Annotated in this window: 18 protein-coding genes; 6 read left to right on the top strand and 12 right to left on the bottom strand. The window is 41.5% G+C overall.

Annotated elements, in window-relative coordinates; all coding sequences use genetic code 11:
• Nucleotides 1-44: 44 nt before the first annotated feature.
• Nucleotides 45-779 carry a queuosine precursor transporter gene (locus tag WCG05_01900; protein MEI8320748.1) on the top strand — a complete coding sequence of 245 codons (735 nt, stop codon included), beginning with the start codon at nucleotides 45-47 and terminating at the stop codon, nucleotides 777-779.
• Nucleotides 769-1,953, top strand: coding sequence for a tRNA guanosine(34) transglycosylase Tgt (gene tgt / locus WCG05_01895; GenBank protein ID MEI8320747.1), 1,185 nt, complete (start codon nucleotides 769-771; stop codon nucleotides 1,951-1,953). Before WCG05_01900 ends, tgt begins: the two co-directional genes overlap by 11 nt.
• Before the next feature lie 74 nt (nucleotides 1,954-2,027).
• Here tgt and WCG05_01890 read toward each other — a convergent pair whose 3' ends face one another.
• From WCG05_01890 to WCG05_01865, 6 genes are all read right to left on the bottom strand, one after another.
• Nucleotides 2,028-2,921, bottom strand: coding sequence for a nucleotidyl transferase AbiEii/AbiGii toxin family protein (locus WCG05_01890; GenBank protein ID MEI8320746.1), 894 nt, complete (start codon nucleotides 2,919-2,921; stop codon nucleotides 2,028-2,030).
• On the bottom strand, nucleotides 2,908-3,456 hold the full coding sequence (locus WCG05_01885) for a hypothetical protein (protein ID MEI8320745.1): 549 nt from the start codon (nucleotides 3,454-3,456) through the stop codon (nucleotides 2,908-2,910). Before WCG05_01885 ends, WCG05_01890 begins: the two co-directional genes overlap by 14 nt.
• A gap of 331 nt (nucleotides 3,457-3,787) precedes the next feature.
• The gene (locus WCG05_01880; GenBank protein ID MEI8320744.1) at nucleotides 3,788-4,507 is read right to left on the bottom strand and encodes an OmpA family protein; all 720 of its coding nucleotides are present in this window, start codon (nucleotides 4,505-4,507) and stop codon (nucleotides 3,788-3,790) included.
• Nucleotides 4,508-4,880: 373 nt separating this feature from the next.
• Nucleotides 4,881-5,873, bottom strand: a complete 993-nt coding sequence (locus tag WCG05_01875) for a hypothetical protein (GenBank protein ID MEI8320743.1) — start codon at nucleotides 5,871-5,873, stop codon at nucleotides 4,881-4,883.
• Between the two features lie 566 nt (nucleotides 5,874-6,439).
• Nucleotides 6,440-6,829, bottom strand: coding sequence for a VOC family protein (locus WCG05_01870; protein MEI8320742.1), 390 nt, complete (start codon nucleotides 6,827-6,829; stop codon nucleotides 6,440-6,442).
• 82 nt (nucleotides 6,830-6,911) lie between these two features.
• On the bottom strand, nucleotides 6,912-8,147 hold the full coding sequence (locus WCG05_01865; GenBank protein MEI8320741.1) for a pitrilysin family protein: 1,236 nt from the start codon (nucleotides 8,145-8,147) through the stop codon (nucleotides 6,912-6,914).
• A 236-nt stretch (nucleotides 8,148-8,383) separates the two neighbouring features.
• Between WCG05_01865 and WCG05_01860 the strand changes: the two genes are divergently transcribed.
• Together WCG05_01860 and recA are read left to right on the top strand one after the other, a co-directional pair.
• A complete protein-coding gene (locus WCG05_01860) occupies nucleotides 8,384-9,040 on the top strand; it encodes a hypothetical protein (GenBank protein ID MEI8320740.1) in 657 nt (218 codons plus the stop codon).
• 119 nt (nucleotides 9,041-9,159) lie between these two features.
• Nucleotides 9,160-10,200 carry a recombinase RecA gene (gene recA / locus WCG05_01855; GenBank protein MEI8320739.1) on the top strand — a complete coding sequence of 347 codons (1,041 nt, stop codon included), beginning with the start codon at nucleotides 9,160-9,162 and terminating at the stop codon, nucleotides 10,198-10,200.
• A gap of 245 nt (nucleotides 10,201-10,445) precedes the next feature.
• On the opposite strand, the gene WCG05_01850 is transcribed toward recA, so the two are convergent.
• On the bottom strand, nucleotides 10,446-11,057 hold the full coding sequence (locus tag WCG05_01850; protein ID MEI8320738.1) for a hypothetical protein: 612 nt from the start codon (nucleotides 11,055-11,057) through the stop codon (nucleotides 10,446-10,448).
• A 381-nt stretch (nucleotides 11,058-11,438) separates the two neighbouring features.
• Here WCG05_01850 and WCG05_01845 point away from each other — a divergent pair, with 381 nt between their 5' ends.
• A complete protein-coding gene (locus WCG05_01845; GenBank protein ID MEI8320737.1) occupies nucleotides 11,439-12,188 on the top strand; it encodes an FkbM family methyltransferase in 750 nt (249 codons plus the stop codon).
• Here WCG05_01845 and WCG05_01840 read toward each other — a convergent pair.
• From WCG05_01840 to tsaD, 5 genes are all read right to left on the bottom strand, one after another.
• The gene (locus WCG05_01840) at nucleotides 12,185-12,625 is read right to left on the bottom strand and encodes a DUF721 domain-containing protein (GenBank protein ID MEI8320736.1); all 441 of its coding nucleotides are present in this window, start codon (nucleotides 12,623-12,625) and stop codon (nucleotides 12,185-12,187) included. The two genes, WCG05_01845 and WCG05_01840, sit on opposite strands and share 4 nt — an antisense overlap.
• On the bottom strand, nucleotides 12,625-13,479 hold the full coding sequence (locus WCG05_01835; GenBank protein MEI8320735.1) for a tetrahydrofolate dehydrogenase/cyclohydrolase catalytic domain-containing protein: 855 nt from the start codon (nucleotides 13,477-13,479) through the stop codon (nucleotides 12,625-12,627). Before WCG05_01835 ends, WCG05_01840 begins: the two co-directional genes overlap by 1 nt.
• Nucleotides 13,480-13,485: 6 nt before the next feature.
• On the bottom strand, nucleotides 13,486-13,812 hold the full coding sequence (locus WCG05_01830) for a YggT family protein (protein MEI8320734.1): 327 nt from the start codon (nucleotides 13,810-13,812) through the stop codon (nucleotides 13,486-13,488).
• 32 nt (nucleotides 13,813-13,844) lie between these two features.
• The gene (gene fabI, locus WCG05_01825; protein MEI8320733.1) at nucleotides 13,845-14,657 is read right to left on the bottom strand and encodes an enoyl-ACP reductase FabI; all 813 of its coding nucleotides are present in this window, start codon (nucleotides 14,655-14,657) and stop codon (nucleotides 13,845-13,847) included.
• A gap of 69 nt (nucleotides 14,658-14,726) precedes the next feature.
• The gene (gene tsaD, locus WCG05_01820; protein ID MEI8320732.1) at nucleotides 14,727-15,758 is read right to left on the bottom strand and encodes a tRNA (adenosine(37)-N6)-threonylcarbamoyltransferase complex transferase subunit TsaD; all 1,032 of its coding nucleotides are present in this window, start codon (nucleotides 15,756-15,758) and stop codon (nucleotides 14,727-14,729) included.
• 85 nt (nucleotides 15,759-15,843) lie between these two features.
• On the opposite strand from tsaD, the gene WCG05_01815 reads away from it, so the two are divergent.
• Nucleotides 15,844-16,791 (top strand): hypothetical protein, encoded by a 948-nt coding sequence (locus WCG05_01815; GenBank protein ID MEI8320731.1) that lies wholly within the window; start codon nucleotides 15,844-15,846, stop codon nucleotides 16,789-16,791.
• The last annotated feature ends 3 nt before the right edge of the window (nucleotides 16,792-16,794 follow it).

The following is a 16,794-nucleotide window of genomic DNA, read 5'->3' as shown; positions in this document are numbered from 1 at the left end:
GTTCACCAAGGACGAAAGTAGATTTTCACGAAAGAAAATTCCATATGTTCATAGATTTTCTAACCACTTTACCCCCCGAAAGTATTCTATGTTTTAAAGTCCTCTTGTGTGGCCTATTTGTGCTGGCCTCTTTCCGCTTCCTGGGGCTAGGTGGCCTTTACATGTATACCATTGTTGCCACACTGGCCGCTAATCTAGCTGTTCTGAAACAGGTCCAATTTGCGTTTCATCCCCATCCCATCGCGGTGGGCACTGTCATTTTTACATCTCTGTTTTTATGCAGCGATGTGATCAACGAATACTACGGCAAAAAAGCAGCCCTTAAAAATATTTATCTAGGGTTTGGGGGATACTTTATTTTTTCCACCCTAATTTTTATGGTGATGGGATACCAAACCCAAACCCCCCTTACGGATGAGGCCCTGAAGTGGCTTTTTGTGCCAGCCCCCATCTTTCTGGTTTCAAGCCTGACAGCCTATTTCATTAGTCAGTATACAGATGTTCTGATTTACAGATTCATTTACCAAAAAACCGGTAAGGCCTACTTGTGGGCTCGGGCTCTTGGGTCAACGGTTTGCTCATCTTTTCTAGATAATACGATTTTCAGTTTGCTGGCCTGGTATGTGCTGTCCCCCAGCCCCTTACCCCTGCAAACCATTTTCTGGACTTATATTTTGGGGGCCAGCGTTTTGCGTGTTATATTGTCTTTCGTCAATACTGGGTTCATGTGCTTAACGCCTTATTTGAAACCAAAGGATTTAAAAAATAATGTCCTCTAAATTCTCTTTTTCATTCACTCGGCCCTCAGGGGGCAAAGCCCGCCGGGGCAAAATAACTACCCCCCATGGGTCAATCGAAACCCCTGCTTTTATTTTTTGCGCCACGAAGGCAACGGTTAAATCTTTGACTATTGAACAGGTAAAAACAGCGAACACCCAGATTATTTTGTCAAACACCTATCATCTGATGTTGCAACCGGGGGCTGAATTGGTTGAGAAAATGGGCGGCCTTCATAAGTTTTGCGGATGGGATGGCCCCATGCTGACGGATTCAGGCGGCTTTCAGATTTTCAGCTTGGGGCATGGATCTGTCGCTGATGAAATAAAGGGGAAAAGATCTGTAAAAAGGGAAACCTCTATGGTTAAAATAACCGAGGATGGGGCTAGATTCCGGTCTTATATTGATGGGGCGTATCATATGCTGACGCCTGAAAAATCCATTGATGTGCAACAAAAATTGGGGGCAGACCTGATCGTTGTGTTGGACGAATGCACACCTTTTCATGTGGATAAAAGCTATACGGCCCGGTCTATGGACCGCAGCCATCGGTGGGCCCTTAGAAGCCTTGCGGAGTTCAACAGAAAAGATAAGGGAACCCAATCTCTTTACGGTATTATTCAAGGGGGAATTTATGAAGACCTTCGTCAAGGAGGTATTGATTTTGTGAACAGCCAACCGTTCTTTGGCCATGCCATTGGGGGCAGCCTGGGGGGAACCAAAGAACAGATGGAAAGCATTGTAAGCTTCATCACCCCAAAACTGGATGAAAACAGACCTATCCATTTATTAGGGATTGGGGGCGTTCAGGATATTTTTATGGGGGTGCAGCAGGGAATTGATACCTTTGATTGTGTTCACCCCACCCGCATTGCCCGTCATGGGGGTGCTCTTGTAAAGGGCGGTGCTCACGAACACATGCAGATTCGTAATGCACGTTATAAGGATGATCCTAATCCCCTTGAAAGTGACTGTGGCTGCTATGCGTGCATACACCACTCTCGAGCCTATATTCATCACCTGTTTAAGGCGAAAGAAATTTTGGGATTGCAGCTTTTAAGCGTGCACAATTTGTATTTTATGAATGCCCTGCTAGCTGACATTCGTTACGGTATTGATACGGGCACATTGAGCGAAATGCAAAGGAAATGGGTAGGTATAGCTGATTCCTTATAAAAGGGGTACGTCGTTACTCGTATCCTTTGAAGTAATCTAGCTATATTTAGAAGTATAGCCTTTTGGGGCCCTTCTCATTGAGATTTTTGAGAGCCAAGAAACAGCATCATCTGGTTAGCTAGATCTTCCATTAAGTAGGTCAAAAACCCCCATAAATTCTCTTGTTCTAAGACCTTTTTAATTGACTCTTGTGGTAAAAACCGGTGCATTTCTTGTTTAAATTCTGTTTCAATTTCAGATTTGGCTGTAAGCAATCTTTTATGTTCATCAAATAAATTCAAAAAATAGTCTATGGTATAATTTCGGTCTTTGATCTTATGCGGGATTAATTCGAGAGCGGGTTTTAACCCTTGACCGTGAAGCCATAATATATCCCACAAATCACGGTGTTTAATACGGTTCCTAAAGGCAAACGCAATCAATTTATCTGCATAAATCTCTTCACGGCTTTGTGCCTGAATAATAAGTCCACTCGTACCCATATCAATATCATAAGGATTTAATAGCATCATAGGACGCTTTTCGTAGGAAGATATAGAACAAATATCGATATTAATGCGCTGAGCAGGCAAATTCTTGGATTGAGGTCTGGTTTCTATTTTGATTTTCCATGTATCTACATTGGGATTATCTTTATTGTGGTTATCTTTTGTAGGGGAGCTGACCTTAACTTGCAATCCGTATTTATCTTGAAGACTTTCCGTTAATAACTCACCCATCGTAGATAGACTGCCCCGTGAGAAATCACTCCCTCCAGTAAAATCCAAATCTTCGCTTAATCTCACCCCTCCATAGCAACATCTCAAACATGTTCCTCCTATAAAAGTAAGATTCTTCAGTAAATTTTCAGTGCTTAACACCCTTAATATATCGTGATGTAACAATTCTTTTTCGACCACTATTCTTAAAGGAGATAAATTTGGCTGCTTTTTTAAAGCTTCGGTTACGAGTTTATCAAATAAGTTCATTTGCCATATCCCAATCTATTAAGTCACAATTTCTGTGAGTTGTTTTCATATCCCGAAGAGCCAAAGCAACACTCGCACGCCATAGTTTACAATCTGCATCATAGGTCAGTTGGTCCATGATGCTAGTAGGACTCTGGTTAGTATGAATAAACTCTATTGTGCCAAATTCTCCGCAAGCTATTATATTACTTCGACCTGATGACATAATTGATATTCGATTTATGGGAACCTGCGAAATAACCCCTGCATCACTTAAACCTGTTTCAAGGCTGATATAATTAAACTTATTACTCCTTAAATGAGTTGCTCCATGAAATAATAGGAGACCATTGGAGGGAATAGCTTTTTTATAAACATATAGTCCTCGGCATACTCTCTGCAAATATCCAGCATGCACAGTTCTACTTAGTAATGCCTTAAAAGCTGAATCGGATAAGTCAGGGCAAAGAGCCCTCAAGTCTTGAAGTGAAAACAAGTAATGTTCGTCATTGGCATTTTGTTGAAGCCAATTGCTTAAAATTCTCATGGGCTGCATAAACTAACTACTCCACATTAAGTTACACTTAGTATAACCTAGTGTAGAGTTATGTGCAACTTACTTCATAGCAACACATGGTAGAAACTCTATGGCTCTTACCCATTCTTATATAGCTAGACTCGGATAAAACGAGTATACCTTCCAGCGACTCCCTCGGCCTTGAGCCGAGGGTCCAAACCCTATGTTTTTATCGAGAAATGGATCCTCGGGTCAAGGCCGAGGCAATCGGGGGGCATCTTTTTATAAGTGTTTTGCTATACTTTTACGTACATTAGAAATCTGAGATCCCGCAGTTTTGCGAGTAGTACTTAATTTTTGTGAAAAGGTATTACCTATAGTCAAATCGGAAGGATACACGATTATCATTTCTTGACCCCGCATCGGGCTCGTACTGGCTAAAAGATGCAATAGATAGACGTTCGGGGCTAACACCCTGGGCAATAAGGTACTGAACCACTCCAAAAGCTCGTTTATAGGCCATCTCCCAGTTAGATCCAAATCCTGGTCCCGTCATAGATCGTTGCGGGGAGGCATGCCCTCCAACTTGAAAAGCCCAAGGAACAGCAGGCATTGTTTGTTCAAGATGCCGCAACTGGCTAGCCATTTGGTTCAACATTGAGGCTGCTTCATTTGGTAAATTGGCCGAGTTTTCAGAAAACCTAATGTCGCGACCATAAACAACACGACCATTTCTAAAGATTAAGCCCCATTGGCCCGGAATGGCCTTTTGCAGAAATTGAGCCAACTGATAGGAAGGAATATTGACCAAGGTATCCTGCATTTGAGAACGGGTCTGATTCAAGGCATTGCGCGAACTTGCGAGAGAATCTTTCAGGGCATCATTTTCTTTTTTCAAATTAAAGATTGTCATGCGTTCATCATTGATTTGGCCGACCAATTCTCGAATTCTTTCAGTTTTGCTGTAGGCGCCTGTATATTGACCATCCAATACCAACCGGTCCCCAATAACAAAGGTAATGCCGACCAATATAACCAGCAAAAAAATAGCCAATATGTTGATGATAAAGGATTGAAAACTAAAGCGCATAAGATTCTACCGTCCCCTTGTTTTCTTATTTTTACCATGAACAAGGAATCGAAGAAAGTATTTTGGTGATTTTCTTTTAAAAAGGGTTTCCGGCTAAAATAGACTTCTTGTATAACCCAAATATGGACGGGAATTTTTAGGAAACGCGCAGGCGAGAAGTCTATCTCACCGTCCTTGCCAGAAGGGCGCATCCCGACGAAACAATCCAGCTGACGGGGGTAAAACCCCCACAGCTCTGGCTAGGCAAGAAGCCTATTCTACCCTGTCTCAGGTCTCTATCCAGTCTCACTTCTATCTGAACTTATACAGTACATTGACTAAATTTAGTCAATCACCATTGATCAAATTTAGTCAATATGAGGAAATCCTTTTCCTACAGGTGTAAATCCGCCATAAAAATGGACTGGGAGGTTATCGCAAAAACGCGTTTGTTATCGTCACTTATTAACAGGTGAAAAGGCCCGTGCTTCGGAAACCCCAAAGAATCCCCCTTACCATCATCTAAGGCAGCAATGGGAATCATCGTCAGCAGCTGGTCTTTATTCGTATCAATAATTCCAATATGTTTCTGCAGTTCAAAAAGCAATAGGCTCTGATCTTTGGAAAAAACAAAACAATCTAGACATTGTCCGTCATAGTCCGGGTCATCAGGAAACAAAGGCAATTCAATAGTTTTGATTGTATTAAAATCGGGTATATCCAATACTTGGATACCGAGCAAATCAGGGCTAGGGAAATAAAACTTATTTCCTTTTACCAACATTGTTTGGTCGGGATACATTGCAGATCTGATAACCGACTCGCCCTTGCAATCCAAAGTTTTGATAGTTTGTTTTGAAGTTTTATCCAGCACCAAAAAAGAATCATTCAAGTTGATCAAAATAAGATTATCTTTCTCTTGAACGTCAGTAATATAGTTAGGGTTGTAGTCAAGATATTTAACTGCTGGAGATTGTAAAATACTTTTCACTTGGCCGGTAGAAAGCTCTACGGTAGACAGTCTATCCTCAACAAGCAAATATTCACCATATATACCCCATATCAATCTGAATCCCCGTTCCAGAACATTTGAGAACCTTATGTAAGCAAATTTTTCATCAACACTTAAGGCCAAAAAAGAGGGATAAATAATATCCCTCCCTAATTCAAAGTTTATTAGGGAAGTTCTGCCCGACTCTAAACAGCTAACGGCAATAGAAGTCCCTGAACCTCCCTTCTCACCCTCTGCAAGTAAGGTAAAAATAATATCGGGATTTATTTTGCTGATACGAAAACACTGCATGCTCCCACAACGCTCGGAATCCAAACATTCTGACAATCTTGTTTCCGTTTGCATCATGGTCGAAAAATCTAGTTTTCTGGTCACACTTCCTTCTTTACGCCCGTCATAGATTAGTAAGCCATCCCCACAAGATTCAGAAATTATACTGCCCTTTCTCGGTTCAATAAGAGTGCTTAAGGTTTTCGTGGGAATGTGGAAATGAAAAAAGCCCCGGGAATAGTCCGGACTATGAAAGGAGTAACCATTAATATTGAAGAAAAGATCGTCTCCCTTATTTGCCGAGTGGGCAAAAAGATACCTTTTGTTTCTGAATCCCCTTCAATCTGAGGACAATGAAAGGGGGCTAAAGGTGTATAAAAAGAAGACTCATCGGCAGCCGCCCCATAAACAAGAACTGGAAACAGTAACAACACTAAAACTTTAAACATGATAGACCCCTTTATTCATAAGATTTTACAGAACCTTATAGCACAAGAACTTTCCCTATATCAACGGCCTTGCAGTTGTTCCACCTTGTTCTTATATCTCTCCGAAAGCATAAGACAAGCATCTTCAAAAGAAACCCAAAGATAGCCCCTATGTTCCTCACTCAGTTTAACCTCTACAAAATCAGAAACTAAGATAATAGGCGACTTTTAATAATTTGAGTATTAATACTCTATAGGGCTACAGAGTTCCACCAATACACCATTAAGATCCCGCACATAGGCAATAGTTTGCCCCCATGGTGTTACTTTTGGCTCTTTAAGTGCTACAGCACCGGCCTCTACTGCACGGTCATAACTCTCTTGAACATTATCACTAGTAAAGGCAATTTCAATACCTGCTGCAGGTTTGTTGGGTGCATTTCTTGTAATCTCAGCACCGTGCATCTCTGCCATTTTCTCGGCCACAAAAGCAAGTGAGGTTGCACCCGTATCTAATTCGCCATATAGCTTACTTTCTGGCATAAATTTCAGTTGGAACCCGAATGCTTTCTTATAAAAATCTATGGCAGCTTCTACATCTGGCACATAAATAATAGCATATCTGAATTTCATTTTAGTCTCCTTTTTCATCTACTATAGACCCTTTTTTAGGTCTTATCTACTTCAGCCCCTAGTTTTCTTTCATAAAAGGTCCCTAAAAACTCACGGGAACCTTAACTGAAGTCGATCCAATAGTCGCCAAGGTCATGGGTGAGTTCACTAACTGGACTCCAAACTCAACAAGATCTTCTTTTTGAATAGAATCAATATGGTTGATAATTTCTGGAATTGTTTTAACTCGATTAAATATCAACATCTGTTGGGCTATGCTTTTGGCTCGGGCAGAGGTACTTTCCAAACTCATCAATAGCCCTGACTTGAATTGATTTTTGCCACTTAGGATTTCTTCGTCAGTTATGGTTTTAGGCAGTTTCTTCATTTCTTTCTGAATAACCTCCATCAAAGGTTCAGCCTCTTTGGGGGATGTTCCTGCATAGATGTTGATCAGCCCCGTATCTGAAAAGCTGGAGCTATGGGCAGAAATGGAATAAGCAAGACCCCGCTTTTCGCGAACCTCTTGAAACAGGCGAGAGGACATTCCTCCCCCTAAGATAGAGGAATAGAGAGACGCCCCATAATAATCTTCTTTAAAAGATCGCCCCAGAAAACCCAGCACAACATGCAGCTGTTCTAAAGGGCGATGTTCTTGAAAAACGCCGCCCTTATAAACCGCGGATTCAGACGTGGCTGGCTTGTGAGATGGCAGGCAGTTAAAGTGAGCACCCACCAAGCCCACCAATTTGTCATGATCCAGATTACCCGTCGCTGCAATGACCATGTTTTCCGGGCTATAGTGACTGGCCATAAAATCCATCAATGTTTCCCGTTTCATCTGTTGAATCAAATCCGCCGGCCCCAAAATAGAGCGCCCAAAAGATTGATTGGGGAACGCTGTATTTTGCATGTGGTCAAAAATAATATCGTCAGGGGTATCATTCGTCTGGGCAATTTCTTGTAAAATCACCGTTCGCTCTTTTTCCATTTCAGCGGGGTCAAAGACTGAGTTCTGCAAAATATCCGCAAGCAACTCAATAGCAATAGGAAGATGTTCTTTTAAAGATCTGGCATAATAAGCCGTTGTTTCCCGCGATGTATAAGCATTCAAATACCCCCCCACGCTTTCAATAGCCTTAGAAATTTCAAAAGCTGAGCGAGTTTTGGTTCCCTTAAAAGCCATATGCTCTAAAAAGTGAGCCGCTCCATTGGTCTCAATCGTTTCATAACGGGAACCAACTTTAATCCATGCCCCCACAGCAATGGTTTCAACAGTGCTAATAGCGTCACTGACAACACGAAGTCCATCGGGAAGGGTGGTGATTTTTATGGTCATTTGAAAGCTCTTTCTTTATTTTCGGCCACTATAGTCTTAAAAAAAGGCGCGATCAATATAAATTCCCTTAGGTTAAAAAGTTAGAATTTTCAATTATAAAAACTTAATTAAAGTAAAAAATAAGTAATTAATAAAAATAATTGATAAAAAAGCTTGAAATTTAAATAATAATTAATTATGTTTTCTTTTGAGGAAACTATTCTTTTCGTTTTCGGAAAGATTTTATAGGTGTTAGAATGAAGAAGACTTTTTATTTATTTATAACAGCATATATTTGTATCAGCACTAATGTGTTTGGAGCGAGCAGAGCTGAAGAACCTACAGCTGAGGAAATTCGTCACACCTCACTCAGATACAGGACGCCTTTCGGGCAAAAAAAAATTGTGGGGCTTTCCAAACGAAGAAGCAACATTTTATTGCCTGTGCTTGAAGCTCTTTTGCCAAAAATTCCTAGCAGCCACTCTGATAAGGACTCATCTATAGCTATTTCTCCAAGAGATGACAGCCCCGAAAGCAGCCAATGTGACTCAGATAGAGAAACCAAGATCTCTCGAAAAGAAATCGATGAGATGAGTTTGGCCTGTGTGGCAAGCCTTGAACAAGACAAGGAAGAAGCCACAGGACTATCTGCACAAGAAATTGATGAATTGTCTGCGGCCTGCCTTAAAGACATCGCTCAAGAGACTGGGAACCCTGCTATAGTACTGCCACTTTCTGCTCTTACTATGTGTTCAGATGACTTGCCCTGGATGAGGCCTTTACAAGAAGGGGGAAATCGTCAAAAAAAAATAGCTGCTTATAAGAGCCATTTAAGATTCTTGAATCAAAATACTTTACGCAAAAGGACTCCATACCAGAGAGCACCCTTCCAATACAATTCCCACCCCTATTAAAAGGACTTCTTTTCGAAGTCCTTTTTTTATAAAATTCGTTAAAAAAGTATCAAAAATTCTTTCCCATCAACCTATCCTGTGGTAGGTTGTGATTGGTTTTAATTACAAGAGGTAATCCCATGAGTATATCCGCACCAGAAAAGTCAAAAGCATTAGAAGCCGCCCTAAAACACATTGAACGCGCCTTTGGAAAAGGCTCAATCATGAAGCTGGGGGAAGGTGCCAATGCAGATGCTATTGAAGCTATTTCAACGGGCTCTCTGGGATTAGACATTGCTTTGGGCATTGGTGGATTACCAAAAGGCCGTATCATTGAAATTTATGGCCCAGAAAGCTCTGGCAAAACAACCCTTTCCTTACACGTGGCAGCTGAATGCCAAAAGAAAGGGGGCACCTGTGCCTTTATTGATGCGGAACATGCTTTAGATCCTGTATATGCCCGCAAACTGGGGGTTAATACAGATGACCTTATCATTTCACAGCCTGACACCGGCGAACAAGCATTGGAAATTGCCGACACTTTGGTGCGCTCTGGTGCCGTAGATGTTTTAATTATCGACAGCGTTGCCGCCCTTGTTCCAAAGGCTGAGTTAGAAGGTGAGATGGGTGATTCTCACATGGGCCTGCAAGCCCGTCTAATGAGCCAAGCATTGCGTAAATTAACAGCGTCCATTTCCCGGTCAAAATCCATGGTGATTTTCATCAACCAAATACGCCAAAAAATTGGCATTATGTTTGGGAATCCTGAAACAACTACTGGCGGTAATGCCTTGAAGTTTTACGCTTCCGTTCGCCTGGATATCCGCCGCATTGGCGCCATTAAGGACAAAGAGGAAGTTGTTGGAAATCAAACCCGCGTAAAGGTTGTTAAAAACAAAGTGGCCCCACCCTTTAAGGTAGTGGAATTTGACATCATGTACGGGGAAGGTATTTCTAAAACCGGTGAGCTGATTGACCTTGGGGTGAAAGCGGGCCTGGTTGAAAAGGCCGGCGCTTGGTACTCGTGGAAAGGCAAGCAATTGGGGCAAGGCAAGGAAGCCACCCGCCGCTATCTAAAAGAAAATCCTGAGATTATGGCATCTTTGGAAAAAGATATTCGTGCGAACGAAGGCGCCATTGTTCAAGCTATTGAAGCAGGCGTTACCGCTGAAGCTGAGTAGCTATAGCTAAACTCGGATAAAATGAGTATGCCTTACAGTGATTCCCTCGGGCTTGACCCGAGGGTCAAAACCCGATTTTTTATAGAAAAATGGATCCTCGGGTCAAGCCCAGGGAAGACGATTGGGGATGTATAAATTCAAATAGAGGTGAGACTTTGGGAAGAGAGAGAGCACCCATCAGGGCTGCGCTCTTAAGAAAGGCAGGTGCCCACGGGAACACTGCATAAGAAAAGAGATTAAGGTTTTTATTTTAAAGCTAACTTCCAAAGTTTATTGTCTTCTTTGCTTTTCAGGAACCGTTTAACCTCTGCCAGTTTGGAAGACATCATATTGCAATGTTCTCCCTCACAAGTTCCATGAATGGTTGTGCAAATCCCCACATCTTGTAGGGCTCGGCATTTTGCCCAGACACCTGGCTTTTTGTATTCGACACGGTTACAGAGGCGCCTGCACAATCCGGTAAGATCTGCTTTTGCTGCTAGTTTTTCACAAGCTCTCCCCGCAGGAGTGCAAGCCTCACTTAACAACTGAGGAGGAACAGGAGTAACCCCATCTTCCGATTCAATCGTCATGACAGCACAAGCCTTTCTTGCGTTATATCCTTGGCTTTCTGGCATATGATAGGCAATACAACGATTTATATTATCCAGTTCTGACTCAGTTTTTAATAGGTATTTACGTGTGATGCCACCAACCCTCTTAAAAAACCCTTTGGTTTTCATTTTTTTATTTTGATCAGGCGCATATTGATCTGTGGTTTGCTGCTCATCGTTGGAAAAGATGGGGCTTTCATAAGACGCCTTGGCTGTGCTGCCTAATGATAGCAACAATATGAATCCTAAAAGATATTTTTTCATGACGCCTCTCCTGTATATAGGTTATTCTTATATTACCACTATGAGTCATGAACAGTAAAAGTCAATATAAAATTCAGGATGAAGTGGATTAATTGATATATTATTTTTCGGCTTCCGTATGACCGTAATATTCATCTTCAGAGCCAAAACTAGACCCTAAACTTGCACTCGGCATAATCGTTAACATTAAAAGTATTAACATATATATTTTCATGATTTTCTTCCCAGTATTAATTGTCTTCCCATTAAATACTTTGAAGCGTAAAGAATAAAAGTCAATAGATAATTCAATGTCATTTTTATTGTTTCAAAAAAGAGTGGAAAATCCTCTATTCAGCGACAGGGAATCGAGGTATAAACATTCAAAGAAAGGAACTTGTTGTGCAATATAAATTTTCTCTAGAAGAGTTTATCAAATATCATCTTGTACCCAGATCTTGGTATGCTTCCTACAGGCATAAGAAAGAGTATCGAAAAGGTGAGCCGGAGTTTCGGATGCTTCCCTTTTTGGTCGACAAAAATAAAAATAGTATTGATGTAGGGGCAAACAAAGGCACTTATACGGTAGCCTTAGCTAAGCTTTCTAAAAAAGTTTTTGCCTTTGAACCAAATCCCAAAATGTTCGCTTTCCTGAAAAAAAATAGCCCTTCAAATGCAGAAGTTTTCTCCTGTGCACTTTCTGATAAGACCCGTCAAGAAACACTTCGGATTCCCTTGGGACGCAAAGGAAAATTGTCAAATCAAGGAGCTTCTTTAAATCCTAACAATATCCAAAAGAACTTTTTACCTATCCAGGTAGATTGCAAGAAATTGGATGACTTTAACTTGAAAGATATTGGATTTATTAAGATTGACGTGGAAGGCTTTGAAAAAGAAGTTCTAATGGGTGCGGAAAAAACTTTGAAACGAGAAAAACCTACCCTTCTTATAGAAATGGAAGAACGCCACACAAAACGCTCTATCTTATCTGACATAAAATGGATTGAAGGCCTTGGCTACAAAGGATTTGCTCTTTTTGACGGGAAGCTTCAGAGTTTAGAATTTTTTGATAGCGGGATCCATCATAATGATGCTTGGACTGGCAATAAGAAGGATTATATTTTCAATTTTATTTTCTTAGCGCAACCTTAGGTGTGCAGCCTTTTCCCCAAATCGCGAAGGCGTTCTTTTAAGTCACCCTCGGGGAAGTCAGACAAAAGTTCTTGAACAGCCGGATTGTCAGGAGGCGGGGGCAAGGGTGCTTTCGGCTTTATTTTTTCTGGCATAATCGCCCGTTTGAAAATAATTTTTTCCAGAACCGTGTATCCAAAATAGGTATTAATTTTTTCAATCAGCAACAAATAAACATGTTGCAAACTCATCAACATGCTGGGGCTGTAAACGTTTAGATATAAAGTGCCAGGTTCCCCCTTTTTGAAAAATATTTTTTCCGGTAGGCAGTAGGCCGCATAAGATTCCCCCACCACAAAATCCCAATTGTTAAGAAGCGTGCTAAGCACATATCCCTTTTTTTCCAAGTATGTTTTTGACAAACCTTTCAGAACGTTTCCCACAAAATGAACAGCCATTAGGAAGCCTTCCCCTGCTGCTCAGCCGCCTTAACTGTGTTTGTCATTAGAAATATAACGGTCAAGGGACCAACCCCACCAGGCACGGGGCTGATGGCTCCAGCTACCTTCGTGGCTGTGTCAAAATCAATATCCCCCGTAATGCGTTGGTCGTCCAGGGGATTAATTCCCACATCAATAAGACAAGCACCCGATTTGACCCAAGTTCCCTGAACAAAATTCTTTTTGCCTATAGCGGCAATGACGATATCTGCGTGATGGCAAAGGTCTGCAATATTTACCGTATGGCTATGAGCCATGGTTACAGTACAGTTTTCTTGTAGTAACAAACGGGCCACAGGGCTTCCCACCAAAGCAGAACGACCAATCACAAGGGCATTCAGCCCTTTTAAATCTTTTTTCCACAGGTGAATCAGATGAAGGCATCCCTGAGGGGTGCAGGGAATAAAGTTAGGGACATTCAGAGAAAATAGACCAACATTGGTCGGGGTTAACCCATCCACATCTTTATCGGGATCAATGTTTTTAAGGGCTTCCAGTGTATCTAAATGTTTGGGAAGGGGCAGCTGCAGCAGTATCCCATGAACGGTATTATCCTGATTCAAAGCACCTAACTGTTCGTGAAGTTTCTGTTGAGTCGTATCCGCCGGCAAACGATATAGTGTTGCTTCAATACCTAATTGGGCAGCTTTTTCTTGCTTTTTCTTCACATAAAGATGGGAGGCAGGGTCATCCCCCACCAACACAACGGCCAGTTTGGGATGAACATCCTTGTTTTTTAGATCCGCAATTCTCTTGATAAGATCAGATTTTAAAAGTTCCGCTTGGTGCTTACCATCTAAAATCTGAACCATGCATACCTACGATAGTATGTTCATCATACTTGACATAGAGTACCGAATGGCAATGCCTTGGAAAAACAAGCTCAAATAATAAGACGCCATAAACAAAATAAGGATGGATAGATCAAATCCACCAACTGTTGGAATAACCTTCCGGATATGACGGGCCAAAGGCTCAATCAATTTCTGCAGAAATTCATAAACACCAGAAACAAACTTGTTCTTTGTTTCCAAAACCTTGAACACCATCAAAAGATGTAAGATCACGTAAACGATAAGAGCTCCGTTGTACAGAGCAATAATAAGCCTAATAAGCTCAATCAAAGGGTAAAGAATGATGTCCATAGTGTGTCCTCCTGAAATTTATGTATTACCCTTTATACAATACTTATATCAGGCGCATCAACTGATTTCATTCCAACCACGTGATATCCACAATCTACGTGGTGAATTTCCCCTGTAACCCCAGAAGACAGATCGCTAAGCAAATAAAGCCCTGCCTTGCCAATATCTTCCAAACTGACGTTACGTTTTAGCGGAGAGTTATGCTGATTCCATTTTAAAATATACCCAAAATCCCCAATAGCTGAAGCAGCTAGAGTTTTCACAGGTCCTGCAGACAAGCCATTAACGCGGATATTTTGGCGACCCAAATCAACAGCCAAATACCGAATGCTGGATTCAAGAGCAGCCTTGGCAACACCCATAACATTATAGTGAGGCATAACTTTTTCCGCCCCATAATAGGTTAAACTAATCAAGCTGCCGCCTTCTGTCATCAGTTTCTGGGCCCGCTGAGCAATAGCTGTAAAAGAATAGCAAGAAACATCCATCGCATTCAAAAAATTGGCCCGACTTGTATTAAAATAAGGCCCCTTGAGCTCTTCCTTATCAGAATAGGCAATCGCATGCACAACGAAATCTAGCTTGCCCCAGGTCTTTTCTATTGTTTCAAAAGTTGCATCCAAATCAGTGGGGTTTATAACGTCACAAGGCAAAATAAGATCAGATCCCAAAGATTCCGCCAAAGGGCGAACTCTCTTTTCTAAAATCTCACCTTGATAAGTAAACGCCAATTGGGCGCCTTGCTCAGCTAACTTTTGAGAAATGGGCCACGCTAAAGATCGATCATTGGCTAGCCCCATAATTAAGCCTTTTTTGCCATGCATCAGGCCAGAAAAATTTTGCATTGTATCCTCGTTTATTACATTTATTTGAATCGTACTACATGTGTAGCATGAAAAAACATGAAAGACATCTTATACATTGAAAGAATTTCTGCCAAGCTTTAATTCTTCCAACGGCCAACGAGGTCTGGGGCTAAAATTCAAATCCGATTCATAGCCCAAACGCAGCTTTTCCAGCCCTGCCCAGGCAATCATGGCCCCATTGTCTGTACACAAATTTTGGGGCGGCACCACAAATCGAATATTCTGGGTTTGGCAAAAATCTTCCATTTTTCCCCGAATATAAGCATTGGATGCAACTCCCCCCGCCATCACAAACGTCTTGAGATGACTGTTCATTTTAAAAGCATTTTCTACACGATTGATTAAAATATCCGCCACTGCTTTTTGGAAAGAGGCTGCTATGTCTTCCACATCTTGGGGATCCAGAGGCATGCTTTTTTCAATCTGATAGCGAACAGCCGTTTTAAGACCGGAAAAGGAAAAAGAGCAATTGTTTTGATGGGTCAGAGGGCGGGGAAAAAGAAAGCGATCTGGGTGTCCTTTTTGGGCGGCCTTTTCTAAGGATGGGCCCCCGGGATAGGGTAACTCTAGCATTTTCGCCACCTTATCAAAGGTTTCCCCCACGGCATCATCCAAGCTTGTTCCCAAAAGTTTATAGCATCCCACATTCTCAACCGCTAAAATTTGACAGTGGCCCCCAGAAACTAAAAGCAACAAATAAGGAAACTCTAAATCATTCGTAAGCCGGGCCGTTAGGGCGTGGCCCTCTAAATGATTCACGGGAATAAAGGGTTTCTCGTGATAGTAAGCCAAAGCCTTTCCAAAAGTAGCCCCCACAATCAAGCCTCCGATCAATCCGGGCCCACAAGTAGCCGCAACAGCCGTGATTTGATCAAACCCAATCTGGGCATCCTGCAATGTCTGTGCACAAAGAGATTCTAAAGCTTGTAAATGGGCCCGGGCAGCCAGCTCTGGCACAACACCCCCGAAAGATTCATGATCCATTTGGGATAGCACCCGATGGGCCAAAATCTTCTTTTCTGCCGTAACAAGAGCCACAGACGTTTCATCACAGCTTGTTTCTATACCAAGAATAATCAAAATTTACCTATAGTAGGTTGCATCACCACAATATAGGTCATGATCGCAGGTATTTCCAGAAATCTGTTGAAGAATATCCGAAAAAATGATTTTATCTGTTTGTAAAATTATGAAAAAAATTCTTTTAAGAACAGTTATCGCTTTAAGTTTTCTAGGCCTTGCCCTGATTGCTTTCGTGTTTATGCATGCTTTTTTCGTGGGGGATCTTTCAAAAGCACCCTTGCAACAAGAAATCACAGAACCCCTTTATTTAGTATCTTATGCGGATGGACATGAAGTCTTTCACAAAAACCAAAAAATGTTGACTTATTCTGCTCTTAAAAAGGGGGTTAGCTATATTTTCAATTATAAAAGGCATCTAATCGATCCAGTTTTTGTTAAAAGTCATCAACGAATTTTTGATCATAAATCTGGGGCGGGAGCCTGGCTATGGAAACCTTGGGTCATTATGAATACCATGAAACAGGCCCCTGAAAATGCGTACATTTTATACTGTGACAGTGGGTTTATGATTAAGGGAAATTTGTCACCTCTTTTGGAACTGCTCAAAACTCATGATGTTATTCTGGCGGAATATAATAGGGAAATCTTTGGGTTTCTTGGGAATCGTATTAAGTTAGAGGCATTGATTAAGGCCAACTGTCAAACAAAGCCTTGCCAGGAATCTCGCCTTATCTGGGCAGGATTTCTATTGGTGAAGAATACGCCAACAGGCCGTAAATTTATTCAACAATGGCTAGACTACTGTTCAGACGAAGATATGATTTTGCCAGATTCAAAGCTGGGGGGACGCCATATGTATGACCAATCTTTGCTCAGTTTAACATATGCCAAAAATCCCCAAGGGGTTGTGTTGGTTGATGCTGAGGGCGTTGGTCACAACAATATCCTAAAATGGCACCATCGTAAGAGTGATGAGTTTGTAAATCACAGCCTAATGCTAAAACTAGACTTGGGACTTAGGGGCTGGGAAAGAAAAATTATCGATAGCTGGGTAATCAGAAAAATTGCTAACTGGGTTGAAAACCCATAGATT

The organism is Alphaproteobacteria bacterium (assembly GCA_037146715.1).
GTDB lineage: Bacteria > Pseudomonadota > Alphaproteobacteria > UBA7879 > UBA5542 > JBAWWO01.
This window is presented reverse-complemented; position numbering and strand designations above follow the sequence as displayed.

Coding starts and splice junctions, on each gene's coding strand:
- WCG05_01850 (MEI8320738.1), bottom strand. CDS start 11,057: ATGAAAAAATATCTTTTAGGATTCATATTGTTGCTATCATTAGGCAGC.
- WCG05_01860 (MEI8320740.1), top strand. CDS start 8,384: ATGAAGAAGACTTTTTATTTATTTATAACAGCATATATTTGTATCAGC.
- WCG05_01880 (MEI8320744.1), bottom strand. CDS start 4,507: ATGCGCTTTAGTTTTCAATCCTTTATCATCAACATATTGGCTATTTTT.
- WCG05_01835 (MEI8320735.1), bottom strand. CDS start 13,479: ATGGTTCAGATTTTAGATGGTAAGCACCAAGCGGAACTTTTAAAATCT.
- recA (MEI8320739.1), top strand. CDS start 9,160: ATGAGTATATCCGCACCAGAAAAGTCAAAAGCATTAGAAGCCGCCCTA.
- WCG05_01830 (MEI8320734.1), bottom strand. CDS start 13,812: ATGGACATCATTCTTTACCCTTTGATTGAGCTTATTAGGCTTATTATT.
- WCG05_01885 (MEI8320745.1), bottom strand. CDS start 3,456: ATGCAGCCCATGAGAATTTTAAGCAATTGGCTTCAACAAAATGCCAAT.
- tgt (MEI8320747.1), top strand. CDS start 769: ATGTCCTCTAAATTCTCTTTTTCATTCACTCGGCCCTCAGGGGGCAAA.
- WCG05_01890 (MEI8320746.1), bottom strand. CDS start 2,921: ATGAACTTATTTGATAAACTCGTAACCGAAGCTTTAAAAAAGCAGCCA.
- WCG05_01900 (MEI8320748.1), top strand. CDS start 45: ATGTTCATAGATTTTCTAACCACTTTACCCCCCGAAAGTATTCTATGT.
- WCG05_01865 (MEI8320741.1), bottom strand. CDS start 8,147: ATGACCATAAAAATCACCACCCTTCCCGATGGACTTCGTGTTGTCAGT.
- WCG05_01815 (MEI8320731.1), top strand. CDS start 15,844: ATGATTTTATCTGTTTGTAAAATTATGAAAAAAATTCTTTTAAGAACA.
- fabI (MEI8320733.1), bottom strand. CDS start 14,657: ATGCAAAATTTTTCTGGCCTGATGCATGGCAAAAAAGGCTTAATTATG.
- WCG05_01840 (MEI8320736.1), bottom strand. CDS start 12,625: ATGGCTGTTCATTTTGTGGGAAACGTTCTGAAAGGTTTGTCAAAAACA.
- WCG05_01870 (MEI8320742.1), bottom strand. CDS start 6,829: ATGAAATTCAGATATGCTATTATTTATGTGCCAGATGTAGAAGCTGCC.